Here is a 20040-nt window from a genome sequence, read left to right as displayed (position 1 = left end):
CAATGTTCGGGAAACTTTCATGGGACGCGGTTCCATTGCACGAGCCGATTGTCATGTACACCCTGGCCATCGTTGGCCTGATGGGTTTTGCCCTGGTCGGCACCGTCACCTGGAAGCGCAAGTGGGGGTACCTCTGGCGCGAGTGGTTCACCTCGGTCGATCACAAGAAAATCGGCTGCATGTACATCATCGTCGCCCTGGTCATGCTGCTGCGCGGCTTTTCCGACGCGATCATGATGCGCACCCAGCAGGCGATGGCCTCGAGTGGCGGGCCGGGTTATCTGCCGCCGGAACATTACGACCAGATCTTCACCGCCCACGGCGTGATCATGATTTTCTTCATGGCCATGCCGTTCGTGGTCGGCCTGATGAACATCGTCGTGCCGTTGCAGATTGGCGCGCGCGATGTGGCGTATCCGTTTCTGAATGCGCTGAGTTTCTGGCTGTTCGTGGTCGGTGCGGCGCTGGTCAATATCTCGCTGGGCGTCGGTGAATTCGCCCGCACCGGCTGGGTCGCCTACCCGCCCCTGTCCGAACTCGGCTACAGCCCCGGGGTGGGCGTCGATTACTACATCTGGTCATTACAGATATCCGGGATAGGCACGTTACTCACCGGGGTCAACTTCTTCGTGACCATTCTGAAGATGCGCACTGAAGGCATGACCCTGTTCAAGATGCCGGTGTTCACCTGGAACGCCCTGTGCACCTCGGTGCTGATCCTCGCCGCGTTCCCGATTCTCACCGCAACCCTGCTGATGCTCACCCTCGACCGCTATCTGGGCATGCACTTCTTCACCAACGAGGCCGGCGGCAATCCGATGATGTACGTCAACCTCATCTGGGCCTGGGGTCACCCGGAGGTGTACATCCTGATCCTGCCGGCCTTCGGGATCTTTTCCGAAATCGCCGCAACCTTCAGCAGCAAGCGTCTGTTCGGCTACGTGTCGCTGGTGTGGGCAACGATTGCGATCACCATCCTGTCGTTCATCGTCTGGCTGCACCACTTCTTCACCATGGGCGCCGGGGCCAACGTCAACGCGTTCTTCGGCATCATGACGATGATTATCGCGGTGCCGACCGGGGTGAAAATCTTCACCTGGCTGTTCACCATGTACCGCGGGCGGGTGCGCTTCGAAACGCCGATGCTGTGGACGCTGGGCTTTATCGTCACGTTCAGCATCGGCGGCATGACCGGCGTGCTGCTGGCGGTGCCCGGCGCGGACTTCCTGTTGCACAACAGCCTGTTTTTGATCGCGCACTTCCATAACGTGATCATCGGCGGCGCGGTGTTCGGCTACATGGCCGGGCTCACCTACTGGTTCCCGAAAGCCTTCGGCTTCCGCCTCAACGACCGGCTCGGGCGCATCGCCTTCTGGTGCTGGCTGATCGGTTTCTACTTCGCCTTCATGCCGTCCTACGTGCTCGGTTTCATGGGCATGACCCGACGCCTCAACCACTTCGACAACCCGGCCTGGCAACCGTGGCTGCTGCTGGAACTGGTCGGCGTCGGCATCATTCTTTGCGGCGTGTCCGCGCAGGCGCTGCAGCTGTATGTGAGCATCCGCAACCGCGCCAAATACCGCGACCTCACCGGCGACCCGTGGGATGGCCGCACACTGGAATGGGCCACAGCCTCGCCACCACCGTTCTACAACTTTGCCGAGCAGCCGAAAGTCAACGATCTGGACGCTTACTGGGGCATGAAAGAGCGCGGCGTCAGCACCCTGAGCCACACCGATTACCGCGCCATTCATATGCCACGTAATACCTCGGCCGGTCTGGTGATCAGCATTTTCGCGCTGATCTGCAGCTTCGCCCTGGTCTGGCATATCTGGTGGCTGGCGATCTTCGGGCTGGTGGCCTCGGTGGTTGCCATGGTCGTGCGCAGTTATGACGAAGACATCGACTATTTCGTCCCCGCGCAGGAAGTCGCACGGATCGAAAAAGCGCGTCTCAAAGACCTGGCGGAGGCTTGATCATGTCCAATATCGTCCTGGAAAAAGACATCGCTCACAGTCATGAGCAAGGCCACGAAGACGCCGGGTCCATGCGGGTGTTCGGTTTCTGGATCTACCTGATGACCGACTGCATTTTCTTCGCCACGCTGTTCGCCGGCTACGCCGTGCTGCGTGACAGCGTCGCCGGAGGGCCGTCGACTGTCGATATTTTCGAGTTGCCCTACGTCCTCGCCGAAACCGCCCTGCTGCTGCTCAGCAGCATCACCTACGGCTACGCCATGCTGGCGATGAACCGCAACGACAAGGCCCATGTGCTGCGCTGGCTGGCGGTGACCTTCCTGCTGGGCTGCGGCTTCATCGCGATGGAAATCAACGAATTCCATCACCTTATCGCACAAGGCTACGGCCCGGATCGCAGCGGTTTCCTCACCGCGTTTTTCACTCTGGTCGGCACCCACGGCGCGCACGTGCTCAGCGGCCTGGTGTGGATGGCAATCTTGATGGCGCAGGTCAGCAGCCGCGGCCTGACCAACACCAACACCACGCGCCTGAGTTGCCTGAGCCTGTTCTGGCACTTCCTCGATGTGGTGTGGATTTGCGTGTTTACCGTGGTTTATCTGTTGGGGGTGGTGTGACATGTATAACCAAAGTCAGGTTCACAGCAGTGCCGGGACCAGCCACGGCAGCAGCCGTACGTACATGGTCGGCTTCATCATTTCGGTGGTCCTTACCGTGATTCCGTTCGGTCTGGTGATGTTTCCGACCTTGCCGCGCAGCGTCACCGCGTGGGTGGTGGTGGCGCTCGGCGTGGTGCAGGTGTTCGCCCACCTGAAATATTTCCTCCATCTGGACACCGCCTCGGAACAGCGCTGGAACCTCATCGCGCTGATATTTTCCGCCGTCATCATTCTTCTGCTGGTTGGGCTCTCGCTATGGATCATGGACAGCATTCACCACAACATGCTGGCGCACTGAGGCAATGGAGAGTACCGCTCAACGTCGGCATTGAACTGACCAAACCGGGGATCATCTTCGGCAATCTGGCGTCGGTGCTCGGTGGTTACTTCCTCGCAGTGGCCGGCAGGCCGTTGTCGCTTGCGCATCTGCTGGCCACCGTGCTCGGTACCGCGTTGATCATCGCTTGCGGTTGCGTGATCAATAACTGCGTGGATCGCGATATCGACCGGCGCATGGTCCGCACCTGCCATCGGGCGCTGGCGATCCGTGCGGTGTCAGTGCCGGCAGCCCTGTGTTACGCGGGCGTGCTTGGATTGCTCGGTTTCGCCCTGCTCTGGCGCGGTACCACGCCGCTGGCCTGTGCGCTGGCGGCGATTGGCTTGATCATCTATGCAGGCGTTTATACCTGCCTGATGAAGCGCAGCTCGCACTGGGGCACGCTGGTCGGCAGCCTGTCCGGCGCCATGCCGCCAGTGATCGGCTATGGCGCGGTGACCGGCAATTTCGACGCCACCGCGCTGTTGCTGGTCATCGTGTTCTGCTGCTGGCAGATGCCGCATTCCCATGCAATCACCGTGATGCGCCACGAAGATTTCCGCGCCGCCGGGCTGCCAACCCTGACGCTGAATCAGGCACGACGCGAGATCATTCTGTACATGCTTGCGTTCCTCATCAGCGCGGCCGTGTTGGGCTGGGTGGCAAATCTCAACGTGTCGTACCCGCTGGTGATTGTCGGCCTGGGTGGCTACTGGTTTTATCTGGCCTTGCGGCAGGTCAGCAGCCGCACGTCGAAAGCCTGGGCACGACGGCTTTTTGTGGTGTCGATCCTGCTGATTCTGGCGTTGAACCTGTCGCTGGCGCTGAACGCGGTACTGCCTTCATTCAGCGTTTAGCCAGCGCGTAGCGACCGCTCATCGGTCTTGAAGAAATCCGTTCAAACCCTGTCGCGCTGCCGGTTATCAGAATTTATGAACGCAACAACCATCAGCAACCGGGAGGCCCACATGGCAAACGACACCTCAACATCGCAATGCGCCTGCTCTGGATGCACCTGCAGTGCCGACAACGCGGTCGAGCGCGACGGCAAACGCTATTGCAGCCAGGCTTGCGCCGACCTTCACCCCAATGGCCAGCCCTGCCCGTCGAGCAGTTGCCACTGCGAGCAGAACCTGGGGCACAGTGAGCGCAACGTCAGTGATTCCAAACTGGACGAAGCGGTGGAAGAAACCTTTCCCGCCAGCGATCCGATTTCACCGTAACGCGCAGGCCCTGATTTTTTTACCCGCTGGAGAGATTGATATGGACGAGGAAACCATCCGCAAAACCGCCTATCGCCTTTGGGAAGAGCAAGGCCGGCCGCACGGGCAGGATTTCGATCACTGGTTCCAGGCCCGCGCCGAACTCGATGCGTTCGACTCCGACGGTTTGCCCGGCTCGGTCGCCAGCAGTGTAGCGCCGCCGGCACCGCGGAAAAACAGCAAAGACGCGCCCGCCACCACGGCGAGCAAAACCCGCAAGAAAACCTCAACCGCAGCGAAATGACCTTCGCCCTGCCGTCGCCCATCCTGAGCGGGCGCTGAAGCTTTGAAGCGCGGCGCTAACCTGGTGGCGGCGGCGTTCGCCCTCACAGCGTTGTCCTATGGCCTGGCACGGTTTGCCTACGGCCTGCTGCTGCCGCAGATTCGTCAGGAGCTGGCGCTCAGCGTCTCGGCGGCCGGGTGGATTGGTGGCAGCGCCTTCGCTGCCTACTGCGTGGGCATCGTTGCCACGTTCATTAGCAATGGAAAAATCAGCCCGCGCGGGCTCACGGTGATTGCCGGTGCCGCCGCTGCGCTGGGCATGGGTTTGATCGTTTTTGCCCAATCAGGCCTGGCGCTGGGCTGTGGTGTGGCACTCGCCGGATTGAGCACCGGCCTGACTTCACCACCGCTGGCCAGCGCGGTGGCGGCCCGCATTGCCGAGGCGCAGCGCGCGCGGGCCAACGGTTTCATCAACGCCGGCACCGCTGCCGGCATTGTTTTTTCCGGTTTGGCCGTGGTTGTCGCCGCAGGGCAATGGCGGCAGTTGTATGCGTTGTTCGCGGTGATGGGCGTCGGCATTACGCTCTGGCTCTGGTTTGCAGTACCGCGCCGAGTCGAGAACACAACCGGCGATTTCTCATTGATCCTGCTGCGCCGCCCCGGTGTGTTGCCGCTGTGCTGCAGCGCCTTTCTGATGGGACTGGCGAGCACCGCCATCTGGACGTTCGGCGCCGACATTCTGCGCGCTGAAGCCGGCTTCTCCGATCGGTCGATTGCCTGGGCGTGGATATTGCTCGGCGCAGCGGGCATCAGTGGCTGCACCACCGGCGTGCTGACCGGTCGTTTTGGTGTTGCGCGCGTGCATCGGTTGGCGCTGGCCGGGATTGCTGCTGGCACGCTGGGGCTGGCAGCGGCTTCGCTTTCGGCGGTTTATGGGCTCGCGGCGATGTGCCTGTTTGGCGCGGCTTATATCGTCTCGTCCGGTGTGTATTTGATTCAGGGGATCAACCTGTTTGCGGATCATCCCGATCTGGGGCTGGGCATTCCCTTTCTGGTCCTGGCGCTGGGGCAAACCGCCGGCACGCCGCTGTTTGGCGCGGTGCTGGAGAATGCCGGGGTGACCGTCGCCCTGTGCGCGTTTGCTCTGGCTGCAGGCGTGGCGATGCTGCCGCGCGCGAGCGCCGCAAAGCAGTCGATCAAGCCGCCGGCTGGAGAATCTCCAGGAGAAAATCGATGAACACGTTGATCCGGCTCGAACCGCGGTGGTTGGGCAGGTACAGCGCGTTGATGCATGTGCTGGCAGTGCCGGGATTGACCTGATACTGCTCGAGCACGCGCACCAGGCGCCCGGCGACCACGTCGTCGCGTACCAGCCAGTCAGCCAGCAGCGTCACCCCGCCACCATCGATCGCGGCTTCGCGAAGGATGTCGGCATTGTTGCTTTGCAGGCGCCCGTGCACGTTGAGCTGGATGGTTTCGTCGTCGCCCTGAAAGGTCCAGTGCTGGTGCGTGCCGGCGTAATCAAAGCGCAGGCATTGATGGTCGAGCAGGTCGCGCGGATGACACAGCTCGGCATTGCGCGCCAGATACTCGGGGCTGGCGACGACCCAGCGCTGGAACTGCCCGACGCGTTTGCTGACGATGTCCTCGCTGACCACCGAGGAGCCGAGGCGTACTGAAACGTCGATCTGTTCGCTGAGCAGATCGCTGACCTGATCACTCAGCGACAGGCTGATTTCCAGGCCCGGATGACGCGCCAGCAAGCGGCTCAGGTGCGGCGCGATGAGGCGCCGGCCGAACTCCACCGGCACGCTGATGCGCAGCCGTCCTTGCGCCTCGCTGCCACGGTCGGCGACCACCGCGTCGGCTTCGTCGATGGCCTCGAGAATCGCCACGGCCTTGTCGAAGTAGGTCTGCCCGGCCACCGTCACGCTGGTGTTGCGCGTGGTGCGATTGAGCAGGCTCGCGCCCAGCTCGTGTTCCAGCCCCGCCACCTGCCGGGTCACCGAAGACGTCGATATCCCGAGTTTGCGCGCCGCCGAGGAATAGCCCCCGCAGCGCACGGTTTCGACAAACATCTTCAAGGCCAGCAACTTGTCCATCAGCGGGGTCCGGTCGGAAAGGAACGGCGCTGATTGTGCATCACCGTTCGCTTGCCGTCTTGTATCGCCGTGCTTGGCTGCAGGGGCCGCGTACTCAGGCATCGGCTTTGTGGCTCAGGAACAACCCCAGCGCCAGGGCCGGCAACAGCGCTACCGCAACCGCAGACAGGTTCCAGCCGAAGTGCTCGTAGAGCGGGCTGGCGACCAGCGAACCGAGGGCGCCGCCGGCGAAAATGCTGGTCATGTACACCGCATTGAGGCGCGCACGGCTGTGCGGGTCGATTGCGTAAACCTCACGCTGGCCAAGGACCAGGTTCAACTGCACGGCAAAATCCAGCAGCACCGCACACACCACCAGCCACCAGTAACTGCTGCTCGGCAGCGCAGCGATCAGCAGCGAAACCGGGGCCAACAACAACGCCACCAGCGTGCCGCGCCGTGCATGCCCGGCATCGGCCAGGCGACCGGCAATCGGTGCAGCAATCGCCCCGACCGCGCCGACCAGGGCGAAAATCGCCACTTGCGCCTGACTGAAGCCGTGATGGCGCATCAGTTCGATCGGCGCCAGGGTCCAGAACAGGCTGAAACTGGCAAACAGCAACCCCTGATACAGCGAACGCTGACGCAACAACGCATGCTGGCGCGCCAAGGCAAAGACCGAACCGATCAACGCGGTGTACGTGGCTTTATGGCTCGGCACACGGCGTGGCAGCGCAACGGCGGTGATCAGCGCAATGACCGCCATCAACCCGGCAGCGCTGAAAAACACCCCGCGCCAGCCGAACACCTCGACCAACAGACTCGACAGTGGCCGCGACAACAGAATCCCCAGCAGCAGGCCGCTCATGATGTTGCCGACCACTCGGCCGCGCGTGGCTTCAGGCGCCAGATGCGCGGCCAGCGGCACGAGGATCTGCACCGCGACCGAAGTCAGGCCGATCAGCAGGGAAAACACCAGGAACATCGACGGCGAATGGGTCAGCCCGGCGCACAACAGCGTGACACTCGCGGCGAGCGTGAAACCGACCACCAGACGGCGGTTTTCCATCAGGTCGGCCAGCGGCACCAGCAACAGCAGGCCCAGGGCATAACCGAACTGGGTCAGCGAGACGATCAGGCTGGCATTCGCGCTGGAGAGGCCGATTTGCGGGGCGATCAATTCGACGATGGGCTGCGCGTAATAAAGATTGGCCACCACCGCGCCACAGCAGAACGCGAGGAACGCGACCATCAGGCCGGAAAGTGAAGCGGGTTGCTCGGCCTTGGCCGTAGCGGCGGGATTGCCGGTGAGCATGGTGACACCTCATTGCGTCTGGAAAAGGTGAGCCAAGGCTACGGCCAGCAGCGGGCCGCGAGAATCACTGCGCCGGGCAACGCAGTGATGCGTGTCGCGCAACGGCACACGGCGTTGCTTGTGACGCAACGCGCTGTTGCGCCAAGCGCGGATTCTCCGCCGCGCGAGTGTTCTCTAGGCTTTGTCCGAGGCGCAAACGTCGGCGCCCTTCCCCGGTCGCCACAAGGAGCTTCGCATGACTCGCCATCCTTTCCCCCCGCTGTTTTGCCCTGTGCTGGGGTCGCGCCGATGAACCTGTCCTGGCTGAGATCCCGTAACTTCTGGATCGTTGTTGCGCTGCTGGCTGCGATGGCGCTGATCGCCGCCGTGCTGTTGATGTGGCGCCCGGCGATTGCGCCAATCGAGCGCCCTCCGATATTCGCTACGGCGCAGATCCAGCGCGGTGCACGGGTCGTCGAAGCCGGCGATTGCGCGGTCTGCCATACCCGCCCCGGCGGTGAATATCTGGCCGGTGGGCTGCCACTGGTGACGCCGTTCGGCACCCTGTTCAGCACCAACATTACCCCTGATGCGCAGACCGGCATCGGCCAATGGTCGCTGCCGGCCTTCGAACGGGCGATGCGCCAGGGCATCGCCCGTGACGGCCATTTCCTCTACCCGGCGTTTCCCTACGTGCACTACCGGCGCATGAGCGCCGAGGACATCGCCGATGCCTACGCCTACCTGATGAGCGGCCCCGCCGTGCAGGCGCCGGCGCGGCAGAACCAGATGAATTTCCCGATGAACATTCGTCCACTGGTGTCGTTCTGGAACCTGCTGTTTCTCCACGGCGAACCGCTGACGCCACTGGCCGAACGCAGCGCGGCGTGGAACCGCGGACGTTATCTGGTCGACGGGCCGGGGCACTGCGCCGGCTGCCATTCGCCGCTCAACCTGATCGGCGCGGAACAATCCTCCAAGTATCTGCAGGGCGGCAGCGTTGACGGCTGGGAGGCCCCGGCGCTGGTCGGTCTGGGGCAACGGGCCAATCCGTGGAGCCGCGAGCAACTGGTCGATTATCTGCGTGCCGATGTAGTCGCCGGGCACGGCACTCCGGCTGGCCCGATGCGCCCGGTCAGCCTGAGTCTGGCGCGTCTGCCGGCCAGCGAAGCCGATGCGATTGCCGAGTATCTGCTGAGCCTGGAGCAGCCGCCGACCGTCACCGAAACCACGGCGCCAACGCCGATCGACCCCGCCTCCACTGCCCAAGGCGCGCTGCTGTTTAGCAGTGCCTGCGCCGGCTGCCATGGCCGCGCCGCGCCGATGCGCGAAATCGACGGGCGCCCGCCGCTGGAGAGCACCTCGGCGCTGCACGCGGCCAGTTCGCGCAATTTCCTCAAGACCGTACTCGACGGGCTGCCGGCCACGCCCGGTTCGCCCGGCCCACAAATGCCCGGGTTCGCCGCCAGCCTCGACAACCGGCAACTCGCCGCACTGGCGGTGTACCTGCGCCAACAGGCGCGCCCCGACCAGCCCTGGGCAGACCTCTCTTTCACTATTGAAGCGTTACGTCAGGAGACCAAATGAGCCAGATCACCCTCAACGTCAACGGCGCCGCCCAGGCATTGGAGCTGGAACCGGACATGCCGCTGCTGTATGCGCTGCGCAATCATCTGGGCCTGAACGGCGCCAAGTACGGCTGTGGTCTGGGTCAGTGCGGCGCCTGCACGGTGATCGTCGATGACCAACCGGTATTCGCCTGCCTGACGCCCTGCGCGGGCCTGCAAGGCAAGCAGATCCGCACCGTGGAAAGCCTCGGCAGCGCAGAAAAACCCGGCCCGCTGCAAGCGGCTTTTATCGAGAAACAGGCAGCGCAATGCGGTTACTGCATCGCCGGCATGCTGATGCGGGCGCAGGCGCTGCTCGAACAAAATCCTCACCCGGACGAAGCAACCATTCGCGAACACATGGCCGGCAATTTATGCCGCTGTGGCACGCACCTGCGCATCATCGAGGCGATCAGCCTGGTCGCCGGGCAACACGGGAGCCGGCCATGAGCGAATCAACCGGTCTGAATCCCAGCCGTCGGGCATTCTTGCGCGGCGGCGCGTTGCTGATGGCCTTCACCCTGGTGCCGATGGCGCGGCGGGCGCTGGCCGACACTGAAGTCGACACGCTCGGCACCGTGGTGCTGGCGCCGGATCTGCCGGGTAGCCTGCGCACCAATCCGTACCTCGACGCATGGATTCGTATCGGCACCGACGGCATCACGGTGTACACCGGCAAGGTCGAGTTGGGCACCGGGGTGAAAACCGCGTTGCTGCAAATCGCCGCCGAGCGCCTGCAAGTGCCGGCCAGCGCGATCAACCTGCTCACCGCCGACACCGCGCTGACGCCCAACGAAGGCTACACCGCCGGCAGTCACAGCATCTTCGACAGCGGCACCGCGCTGTTCAATGCCGCCGCGCAAGTACGCGAGATGCTGGCGGACTCCGCCGCACGCCGCTGGCAGGTCGACCCGGCGCAGCTGACCACCGCTGATGCGATGATCGAAGGGCCGGCCGGGCAACGCATGAGTTACGCCGAAGCGGTCAGCAACGTCGATGTGCACCAATACGCCAAGGCGCAATCGCCGAGCCTGCCAGCGGCGGATTTCAAGCTGATCGGGCATTCGCTGCCGCGTCTGGACATTCCGGCAAAGGTCAGCGGCGGCGCCGCGTTCGTCCAGGACATGCGCTTGCCCGGCATGCTCCACGCGCGGGTGATTCGCCCGCCGCGTCCAGGTTGCACGCTGGAGGCGTTCGATGCCCCGGCCATCGAAGCGTTGGCCGGGGTGGTCAAGGTGATCCGCGACGGCAATTATCTCGCTGTGCTCGCCCGTGACGAATGGCAAGCGATCAAAGCCATGCGCGGGGCCAGCGAGGTCGCGCGCTGGCGTGGTGGCGACGCAATTCCCGAGGCCGCTGATATTCATACCCTGCTCAAGCGCCTGCCTTCGCGGCGCTATCCGATCAGCAACAACGGCGACGTGAATATCACCGGTGAAACGCGATTCAAGGCGCGGGTGACCAAGCAATATCTGATGCACGGCTCGATTGGTCCGTCCTGCGCCGTGGCCTGGTTCAAGGACGGCGTGCTGACCGTGTGGACGCATACCCAAGGCGTCTATCCGCTGCGCGCCGGCATCGCCGAAATGCTGCGTCTGCCGCCGGAGCGGGTGCGCTGCATCCACAGCGAGGGCTCCGGCTGTTACGGCCATAACGGTGCCGACGATGCCGCCGCCGACGCCGCGTTGATCGCCATGCGCGTGCCGGGCACGCCGGTGCGTGTGCAGTGGATGCGTGAACAGGAAAACCTGTGGGAACCGTACAGCTCGGCGATGGTGGCCGAGGTCGACGTCGGCCTGGCGAACAATCGTCTGCAGGACTGGAACTACGAGCTGTGGACCACGCCGCACAACGAGCGCATCGTCAATGCCGGGCGCCTGTTGCCGGCGCGTCTGTTGGCGCAGCCATTCACCTCGGCGCCCTCGGTGCCGATCGCCCAGCCCGAAGGCGACGGCGACCGCAACGCGGTGCCGCTGTATGACCTCGGCGCGACGCGGATCAACATGAACTTCGTCACGACCATGCCGTTTCGCACCTCGGCGATGCGCTCGCTCGGCGCGCACATCAATATTTTCGCCATCGAAGCGAGCATTGATGAATTGGCGAACAAGGCCGGCGTTGATCCGGTGGCGTTGCGCCTGGCGCATCTCACCGATCCACGAGCGCGGGCGGTGGTCGAGTGGGTGCGCGATGCCATCGACTGGCCGCATAAAAACTCCGAGCCCGGCGCCGGCATCGGTTTCGCCTTCGCTCGCTATAAAAACATTATGGGTTACTGCGCCCTCGCCGTGCGCCTGCGCGTGCATCCGCAAACCGGCGAAGTGCGCATCGAGCATGTGGTGACGGCGGTGGATGTCGGCCAGATCGTCAGCCCCGACGGCCTGCGCAATCAGGTCGAGGGCGGCATCGTGCAATCGGCGAGCTGGACGCTGTACGAGAAAGTCGCCTATGACGCCGGCGGCATTCGCAGTTACGACTGGAGCGGCTACCCGATCCTGCGCTTCACGCAGCTGCCGAAAAAAGTCGACGTGCATTTGCTCGACCAGCCCGGCGAACCGTTCCTCGGCGCCGCCGAAATCGTCCAGGGGCCGATGGCCGCTGCGCTCGGCAATGCCGTCGCCAATGCCACCGGCCGGCGCTGGCTGAACCTGCCGCTGAGCCGTTCGACCCAACCCTCCTGAGCAACGCCCGCGTTCATCGCCAATGAACGCGGGCGCCGTTGCGCCAGGCGCAAAACAGCGTAGCGCCGCCCACCAATTATCACCCCCGCCCTGCGCAGTTAACGTAGCTCTACCGCGTGCGCAGCCCCGCTGTCGCGCTTCAAGTCATTCGTTAATTACCTGGAGTTGCCCATGACCCGCCGCCTGTTTCAGCCCGTCACCCTCGGTCCTTACACCCTCGCCCATCGCGTCGCCATGGCACCGCTGACGCGCTCGCGCGCCGGCCAGCCCGGCGACATGCCGACGGCGATGAACGCCGAGTACTACCGCCAACGTGCCAGCGCTGCGCTGATCATCACTGAAGCCACACAGATCTCCCGCCAGGGCCAGGGTTACGCATGGACGCCGGGCATTTACAGTGATGAGCAGGTCGCGGCCTGGCGCGAAGTCAGCGGCGCGGTGCATGGCGCTGGCGGGCTGATTTTCATGCAGCTGTGGCACGTCGGCCGCGTCTCGCACCCGAGCTTTCAACCGGACGCCGGCCTGCCCGTCGCACCGAGCGCACTGCCGGTGCCCGGCAAAACCTTCATCGTCGACGAACACGGCAATGGCGTCTGGGGTGACGTGCCGGTACCGCGCGCCCTCGTAACCGCAGAAATCGCCGCCATCGTCGAGGACTATCGCCGCGCTGCGCGCAATGCCATTCGTGCCGGGATGGACGGCGTGGAGATTCATGCGGGCAACGGCTACCTGCTCGATCAGTTCCTCAACAGCAACAGCAATCAGCGCGACGACGCCTACGGCGGCAGCGTCGAGAATCGCGCGCGCCTGTTGCTTGAGGTGGTCGCGGCCGTGGCCGACGAAGTTGGGGCCGAACGCGTCGGCGTACGCCTGACGCCGATGGGGCGGTTCATGGGTATGGGCGACGACACCCCGGAGGCCACGTTCGGCCATCTGGTCGAGGCGCTGAATGCGTGGAATCTGGCGTATCTGCACCTGGTCGAGCCGGCGATGGTCGGCACGGTCAAGGACGAAAATTTCGACCCGCGCTGGGACGCGATCATTGCCCAGCTGCGCGCAACCTGGAAAGGCCTGCTGATCCTTGCGGGCGGTTACGACGCCGAGTCTGCCGAGCAGGCACTGCGCTCGGGCCGCGCCGATATCATCGCGTTTGGCCGGCCGTTTCTGGCCAACCCGGACCTGCCGCGGCGGCTGCGCGAGCACCTGTCGCTGAACACGCCGGACCCGAGCAGTTTTTTCGGTGGCGATCAGCGCGGTTACATCGATTATCCGGTTCATGCCTGAGCGGGAGGCGCGACGCGGCTTCAGAACTTTTCAGGTTTGCTTAAGGACTTTAAATGTCGGCGGCGCCCAGACTTTGCCTAACGATCAGGAGAGCCGCCATGACCCCGCAACCGGTGAATTCAGACCATCCCTGCACCCTGGCGCGTCCATTGGGCGCGCTGTCCGGCTGGCAGGAACGCCGCGCCAAGGCGTTCATTCTCGGCGACCTGAGCCGCAGCTTGCGGGTCAGTGAGATTGCCGAGCATTGCAATCTGTCGCGCAGTCATTTTTCCCGGGCGTTCAAGCTGGTCACGGGGTGCTCGCCGCAGGAGTGGATGTTGCGGGTGAAGATCGACAAGGCGAAGGGTTTGTTGCTGACGTCGATGCCGATTACCGAGATTGTTTATGAGTGCGGGTTTTCTGATCATTCGCACTTTACCCGCACGTTCGGGCGCCTGGTGGGGATGCCGCCGAAGGCTTGGCGTCAGGCGATGGCGCTGGACGCTGCGCGCGTTGCGGTGGTGGGCGAGCGGGTGGCGGTTTGGGAGGGTGTGGTGGGTTTGGCGGTGGTGGTGCGGGGGGTCGAATTGCGTACTTGATTTTCGTTTGTTTGCTCGCTCTTTTGGCCGCTTTGTTGCGGTCTTTTTTTTTGGCCGTGGCGGCCTGTGGGCCGACCAGGCTTTGGAGGTTTCGGGTGTATATCCGTTGCTGCGGTAACGGCGGCTTAGGGTTCCGCCCTGACGGCGGGTCACCTTTTTCAAACGCCAAAAAGGTAACCCAAAACGCTTGCTCCTACGTACGGCCCTCGCAGGCTCGGGTCCCTTCGCTGCGGGATCGCTCCGGGCGCAGCGGCTACGGTTTGCTTCGCTGCACCTACTTCCGCTGTGTACGACTTCGTCGTACGGTCGCTGCGCTCCCACGCCCGGATCAATCCCTCCGCTCAGCCTTCCGATGTCGCTGGTTAGGCAAGATCAAGATCAAGAGCACTCGAGCTGGCGCTCATTGTAATGAGTGGTTAGGAGCGGGTGGTTGGCTTGGGATTTGCGGTGGATTCGCCCCTCACCCCAGCCCTCTCCCGAGGGAGAGGGAGCCGATTTTGGTTGGCTTCGAAGTTGAGTACGACTCGGTATTGCACGTTGGCATCTCTCTCACATCCACCGCAGTCAGTCCCCTCTCCCTCCGGGAGAGGGTTAGGGTGAGGGGCTGTTGATTTTCAAAAGTCGCATTCAGCTCGGTATCGCACGTCAGCGTATCTCTCACATCCACCCCGGTCAGTCCCCTCTCCCTACGGGCGGTCCGACGTTTCGGGAGGGTTAGGGTGAGGGGCTTTTGATCTTCGTCGCGGGTTTCAACTGTCGCCCGGCAGCCCAAGCGGCAACGTGAACCCGATCCGTGCGCCCTCTTCGCTGTCTTCCACTTGCAGTGTGCCGCCGTGGGCGTGGATGACGGTTCGGCAGATGGCGAGGCCCATGCCCATGCCGTTGCCTTTGGTGGTGTAGAAGGCGTCGAAGATGTGTTCGCGCTGGGCTTCGGCGATGCCGGGGCCGTTGTCGTGGAAGGTGATGTGGAGGTGTTGTTCGAGTCGTGTGGATTCGATGATCAGCTGGCCGGGGCGGTCGTGGCTGGCGATGGCTTCGAGGGCGTTGGTGATCAGGTTGTAGATGACTTGCTGGATCTGTACGCGGTCGACGGCGACGTTGCAGCCGGCGTTGAGGCGGGTTTGCAGGGTGGCGTTGCGGTTGTGCAGGTCGGTGGCGGTCAGCTGGATGACTTCGCTGATCAGTTCGTCGATCGCGGTGGGCAGGCGTTTGAGTGGGGCCTGTTTGGCCAGGGCGCGCAGGGCCTGGACGATTTCGCTGGCGCGGGCGCTGTCGGCGCGGATGTCTTCCAGGCCTTGAATCGCTTCGTCCAGGTCCGGCGTGGTGCGTTTGAGCCAGCGCAGGCTGGCCGAGGCGTTGGAGGTGATGCCCAGCAGCGGCTGGCTGATTTCGTGGGCGATCGAGGCGGACAGTTCGCCCATCATTTTCAGGTGCGAGTTGCGCGCCAGTTCGGCGCGCGAGCTGCGCAAGTCGGCTTCCATCTGTGCGCGCAGGCGGTTGTCTTCGACCAGTTGCGCATAGAGCCGGGCAGTCTGCAGCGACACCGCGGCCTGGGAGGCGAGGATTTCCAGCATGGTCAGGCGTTCGGCGTTGAACAGTTTCGGCACCAGGCGGTTTTCCAGATATACCAGCCCGATCAGCGTGCCCTGCTTGAGCAGCGGCAGGCACATCATCGAGCGTGTCTGCCGTGGTTGCAGATCGGCGCTGTAGGCCTCGGGGCATTGCGCGCTGGCGTCGTCGAGCACCAGTGGCGTGCGCGTGCGCATGGTTGCGTTGAGTACCGAGACCGGGGCCATGTGTTCGAGGGGGTGGTCGGTGGCCTGGGTCACGCGCACGTTGCCAGACTCGATAAACGCCGCCGCGGCCGGTTGCAGTTCGCCGTCGGCCACCAGCATCAGCACACCCTGATCGGCACCGGCATGGATCATCAGGTGATTTATCAGGGTTTCGACCAGGCGGTCGAGCAAGACTTCCTGCGACACGGCGCGAGCGGCCTCGATGCCCACTTGCAGATCGAGGCGTGCGCGGGTGACCGGAGTCACCGTTTCCAGCGAATGCTCAGTGGCCAGGAAAGGATGCAACGACTGCAACTGCTGCGCCTTGGCTTCTGCGCCCCACAGCGCATAACAGTCGCGGGCGACGCGCAAATGGTGATGGGCGCCGGACACCAGATCATTGCGCAGGCAGATTTGCGCCAGTTGTTCGTGGGCCAGCGCCTGTTCGTGGATGAACCCGGCAGCGGCCGCGGCGATCTGCGACTGGTCGAAGCAGCGGATGGCGACCAGGCCTTCGCCGCGCACCCGGGCGATGGCGCCCTCGATCAGCAGTAACTTGTTGGCGAAGGTCGAGGGATTGAGCTCGACCCACGGCAGGAATCGCTGCCGGTGCTGCTCCAGCCGTTGCAGTTTTTCGCGAGCATCACCCGGTGCTTCGTCACTGGCCAGCGCCAGACTGTAAAACAGGTAGTAATCGGCCAGGTTGATGTGCGCCGGCAGCGACCAGGCCAAGGCGCCGGCCGCTTCGAAGCGCCGCAAGGCATACGCCATGTCGCCAAAATAAAACGCGGACATGCCCGAGTACAGCCAGCGCCAGAACAGCGTGGGCTGCGACACGCGCTCACGGTCCAATGGGCCGAAGCGATCATGTTCCAGCCCGTCGAGATCAGTGATCGCACGCGGCGCCGGGCCGTTGCGCAACTCGCTGGCGAAGGCCTGCTGTGCGAGCAGAATGCGCTCGATATCGATGTAATGAAACTGGCGGACCCAGGCCAGACCGTGCTCCAGTTCGTTCAGCACGCTGGGCAAGGGCTCGCCCATGAACAGCAAATCGGAAGCGATGTGGTTGCAGGCATAACACGACATGCCGAGGTCACCGCCCGCCTGCCCGCACTCGAACGCGGCGAAGGCTTTTTGCCGGGCGTAAGCCAGTGGCCGGGTCCACGGGCTGACCTGATCGAGCGCGACCAGCGTCGCCGTGCGCCCGGCTTCATAGCCATGCAGATCGGTGAGTTGCAGCGCCAGTTCGGCATAGGCCTGACCGTCAACATACTCGCCGTAGCGATCAGCGATCATCACGCCAAACCAGGCGAATCCGTAACCACTGCTGGGCGTGGTGCCATGCAGCAGCGTCAGTTCGACCATTTTTGCCAGGTGCAGAAACGAGATGTCGTCGTTGACGAAGAATGAAGAAATCAGCGTACTGAGCAGTTCCATGGCCGCTTCGATACGCGGATCGTCTGCCGGCGACAGCGCGCTCAGATCGGCGATCCGACGCGTGCCGCGCAACTGGCGCACGCGCTCGCAAGCCTCGGTCATCTGCGCCCGTGAAGGCTTGCGCGCAAGGGCGATATCCAGCAGCGCCAAGCCGCTAAGCGCTTCGCTGATCGCGCCTTGGTAATCGGAATGCAAGGTGCGCAAACTGGCACGCAATCGATAGGTTTTCGCCCGGTCCAGCGGCGTGGCCGCGTGGTGCAGGCAATCGTCGAGACGCTGCTGCGCGCTCGGCAGATCCGCCAGCAGCATCACGCATTCGGCAGCCAGCCAACGGCTGGCGAAAGCCTGCGGATACAGCTGTGTCCAACCGTTATCGCCGAGCAGTCGCTCGGCGGTGTGCAAATAGTCCAAGGCCTGATCGACGGCGGCGGTGTCGCGGGCGCGCTCGGCGGCCAACACCAGTAACCTGATGAAATCGGCGCGCCGCTGGCTTTCGAGCGTGGCGGTGTCGATGTGCTGAATCTGGCTGGCGATTTCGAAGACGTGCTGATCGATCTCCTCGCTCCATTCCTCAAGCATGGCGACGGCGATGCGTGCGTGCTCGGCGGCACGGCCTCCGGGCGCTAGCAGTTGCGCCGCGGCCTCGAGCACGCGGTCGTGAGGAAACAGCAGTTGGCTGTTTTCGCGCAGAAGGAATCCGCCATTGAGCAGATATTCGACGTCGCGCGCCAGTTGCGGCGGATCGCCCGGCAGCAAACGCTGCAGCAACGCTTCGTCACAGCGCCCACCGACATAGCCGGCGCTGCGCAAAACCTCCCGCGCCGAGGCAGGCAGGCGCTGCAAGCGCTGCACCATCAGGTCGGCGACGTTGTCGGCGTAGCGATAGCCAGCCAGAGCGCTTGGCGCCCACGCCCAGCGATGCTGCGCCGCATCGAATTGCAGCAGGTGCTCATCCATCAACGCCCGCGACACCTGGCTGACGAACAGCGGATTGCCGGCAGTCTTGAAATGTACCCCTTCGGCCAGGGCCTGGAGGTTGTCGACCTCGGCGTCGAGTTCGGCCTCGATCAATTGCGCGACCGCCTGCACCGACATCGGACCCAGCTCGATACGCGACACCGGCAATGCCGACTCGCGACACAACTCACCGAGCAAGCCGCCCTCACCGCTCAGCACGGCGCTTTCATCGTCGCGATAGGCCAGGATCAGCAGCAGATGCCGCGGCGGGCGCGCGATGAAAGCCTTGAGAAAGGCCTGGGTCGAATCGTCGGCCCATTGCACATCATCGATAAACAACACCAGCGGACGCCCCGGCTGGGCGAACACTTCCAGCACATCGAGCAGCGTGCGGCTGACGCGATCGAGTGCATGGCGGGCCGGCATGTTCGGCAGTTCAGCAGTGACGCCGATCAGCAACTCGGCCTCCGGGACAAGGTCCACCAGCAGGCGGCCGCGACCTTTGAGCACCTCGCTCAGTTGCGCGCTGAGCGCCTGCATTTCCAGCGCCGGTTTGCCGAGCAACTGCGTGACCAGCGAACGAAAAATCTGTGCCAGCGGGGCAAAAGGAATGTCGTTGTGCAACAGGTTGATCTTGCCGCTGGCCCAGTAGCCCGGCGCCTGCCCATGAATACTCTGATGAATCAGTGTCGACTTGCCCGCCCCCGGCGCGCCGGCGACCAGCAAAACCCGGGCGACGCCGTCGCTGCGTACGCGCTGGATCTGTTCGAGCAGTTGCGCGCTCTCCGCCTCGCGACCGAACAGCAACTCGCCACGGGTGGTTTTCGTCAGCGCATCGAACGCGCCCAGGCGAAACGCGTCGATCCGTCCGTGTTCACGCCACTGGCGCAGGCACCAGGCCAGATCCGCGGCCAGTGACTTGAGGCTTTGGTAACGCGCGTCCGGCTCTTTGGCCAGGCCCTTGAGCAGCACCTGACAAAAGCCTTGCGGCAAATCCGCGACGTAGACGTCAGGCGACACTGGCTGGACGGCGGCGTGCACGTGCCGCCATTGCGCCGCATCGCGGGCCGTCAGCGGTGTGCGCCCGGTGAGCGCCTGATAGAGCATGGCCGACAAGGCATACACGTCGCTGCGTTCGTCGTTGCCCGCCACGTCACGCTGGACTTGCTCCGGGGCCAGATAAGGCCAATGCTCGATGCCGGGCACCTCGTCGCTCGACAGCTCGGACGCGGCGGTGTGTACGCCCAGCAACCGGACCGCGTCGTCGGCGCTGACCATCAGGTGCCATGGCAACAGACCGACACGACGACAATCCGCCTGGCCGCTCAGTGCCAGCGCGTTGGCCGCCGCCACGGCAATGTTCAGCACCCGAGCCAACGGCAGGCCATCGTCAGTCATCAACTGCGCCAGCGGTATCCCCCACGCGGGATACACCAGCAGCGGACCGTCGACCGAGCCGACATGCGCAACCGGGGCAATCACCCACTCGGCGGGCAGGCGCAGATGAAAATCGCGCTCCAGGCGCTTGCACACGGTCGGGCGCTGAATCGGCGCGCGCACGGCGAACCAGCGTTTGAACGTGCGGCCGTCTTCGAGGCTGTACCACGTCAGTTCGCCATCGCGCCGCCACAGACTGAACCGGCAGCTGTCGAGCCATGCTTCATCGTGCCGCAAGGCATCGGGCGGACAAGACACTGGACTGGCAGGAGGTGTGGCGGGCATTGGAATCACCGCTGGAAACAGGTTTCGGGGCCGATCCGTGAGTATACGCAACGGCTTTTGTGCATGGGCCACTCGTCGCCCGGGTGTCCGCCTGCGGCCCCACAATGGCCGTCCAGAGCCTCGCGCCGCGGTTGGACAAGCCGAAAACTGCGGCTGTTATCCCTCGGGATAATTGCAATATGCCGAGCG

At 63.8% G+C, this 20040-nt stretch carries 15 protein-coding genes; 12 read left to right on the top strand and 3 right to left on the bottom strand.

Features of this window, described 5'->3' with window-relative positions; translation table 11 throughout:
• Window positions 1–2: 2 nt before the first annotated feature.
• The 7 genes from cyoB to J3P75_RS12585 all read left to right on the top strand — a co-directional run bounded on the left by cyoB (window position 3) and on the right by J3P75_RS12585 (window position 5672).
• A complete protein-coding gene (cyoB, locus tag J3P75_RS12615) occupies window positions 3–1976 on the top strand; it encodes a cytochrome o ubiquinol oxidase subunit I (protein ID WP_203421865.1) in 1974 nt (657 codons plus the stop codon).
• A gap of 2 nt (window positions 1977–1978) precedes the next feature.
• Window positions 1979–2593 (top strand): cytochrome o ubiquinol oxidase subunit III, encoded by a 615-nt coding sequence (locus tag J3P75_RS12610; protein WP_434710843.1) that lies wholly within the window; start codon window positions 1979–1981, stop codon window positions 2591–2593.
• Window position 2594: 1 nt separating this feature from the next.
• A complete protein-coding gene (gene cyoD, locus J3P75_RS12605) occupies window positions 2595–2933 on the top strand; it encodes a cytochrome o ubiquinol oxidase subunit IV (protein ID WP_203421864.1) in 339 nt (112 codons plus the stop codon).
• On the top strand, window positions 2891–3808 hold the full coding sequence (gene cyoE, locus J3P75_RS12600) for a heme o synthase (RefSeq protein ID WP_434710841.1): 918 nt from the start codon (window positions 2891–2893) through the stop codon (window positions 3806–3808). Before cyoD ends, cyoE begins: the two co-directional genes overlap by 43 nt.
• A gap of 111 nt (window positions 3809–3919) precedes the next feature.
• A complete protein-coding gene (locus J3P75_RS12595) occupies window positions 3920–4174 on the top strand; it encodes a metallothionein (protein ID WP_093101949.1) in 255 nt (84 codons plus the stop codon).
• A 40-nt stretch (window positions 4175–4214) separates the two neighbouring features.
• On the top strand, window positions 4215–4457 hold the full coding sequence (locus tag J3P75_RS12590; protein WP_434710840.1) for a DUF2934 domain-containing protein: 243 nt from the start codon (window positions 4215–4217) through the stop codon (window positions 4455–4457).
• Between the two features lie 42 nt (window positions 4458–4499).
• Complete coding sequence (locus J3P75_RS12585; protein ID WP_434710839.1) at window positions 4500–5672, top strand: MFS transporter; 1173 nt, start codon at window positions 4500–4502, stop codon at window positions 5670–5672.
• Here J3P75_RS12585 and J3P75_RS12580 read toward each other — a convergent pair.
• Window positions 5632–6537 carry a LysR family transcriptional regulator gene (locus J3P75_RS12580; protein ID WP_434710838.1) on the bottom strand — a complete coding sequence of 302 codons (906 nt, stop codon included), beginning with the start codon at window positions 6535–6537 and terminating at the stop codon, window positions 5632–5634. The genes J3P75_RS12585 and J3P75_RS12580 overlap by 41 nt on opposite strands.
• Window positions 6538–6631: 94 nt before the next feature.
• Complete coding sequence (locus J3P75_RS12575) at window positions 6632–7831, bottom strand: MFS transporter (RefSeq protein WP_434710836.1); 1200 nt, start codon at window positions 7829–7831, stop codon at window positions 6632–6634.
• A 288-nt stretch (window positions 7832–8119) separates the two neighbouring features.
• On the opposite strand from J3P75_RS12575, the gene J3P75_RS12570 reads away from it, so the two are divergent.
• The 5 genes from J3P75_RS12570 to J3P75_RS12550 all read left to right on the top strand — a co-directional run bounded on the left by J3P75_RS12570 (window position 8120) and on the right by J3P75_RS12550 (window position 13960).
• A complete protein-coding gene (locus J3P75_RS12570) occupies window positions 8120–9397 on the top strand; it encodes a c-type cytochrome (protein ID WP_434710834.1) in 1278 nt (425 codons plus the stop codon).
• The gene (locus J3P75_RS12565; protein WP_434710832.1) at window positions 9394–9867 is read left to right on the top strand and encodes a (2Fe-2S)-binding protein; all 474 of its coding nucleotides are present in this window, start codon (window positions 9394–9396) and stop codon (window positions 9865–9867) included. The genes J3P75_RS12570 and J3P75_RS12565 overlap by 4 nt, the downstream gene beginning before the upstream one ends.
• A complete protein-coding gene (locus J3P75_RS12560; RefSeq protein WP_434710830.1) occupies window positions 9864–12098 on the top strand; it encodes a molybdopterin cofactor-binding domain-containing protein in 2235 nt (744 codons plus the stop codon). The genes J3P75_RS12565 and J3P75_RS12560 overlap by 4 nt, the downstream gene beginning before the upstream one ends.
• A gap of 171 nt (window positions 12099–12269) precedes the next feature.
• Window positions 12270–13382, top strand: a complete 1113-nt coding sequence (locus tag J3P75_RS12555) for an alkene reductase (RefSeq protein WP_434710828.1) — start codon at window positions 12270–12272, stop codon at window positions 13380–13382.
• Between the two features lie 98 nt (window positions 13383–13480).
• Entirely contained in the window at window positions 13481–13960 is a 480-nt protein-coding gene (locus J3P75_RS12550; RefSeq protein ID WP_434710827.1) for a helix-turn-helix domain-containing protein, read from the top strand.
• A 749-nt stretch (window positions 13961–14709) separates the two neighbouring features.
• Here the strand turns inward: J3P75_RS12550 and J3P75_RS12545 are convergent.
• Window positions 14710–19851, bottom strand: a complete 5142-nt coding sequence (locus J3P75_RS12545) for a trifunctional serine/threonine-protein kinase/ATP-binding protein/sensor histidine kinase (protein ID WP_434710826.1) — start codon at window positions 19849–19851, stop codon at window positions 14710–14712.
• Window positions 19852–20040 lie beyond the last annotated feature (189 nt).

The sequence above is a fragment of the Pseudomonas sp. R1-1 genome (assembly GCF_051132135.1).
Classification (GTDB): Bacteria; Pseudomonadota; Gammaproteobacteria; order Pseudomonadales; family Pseudomonadaceae; genus Aquipseudomonas.
This window is presented reverse-complemented; position numbering and strand designations above follow the sequence as displayed.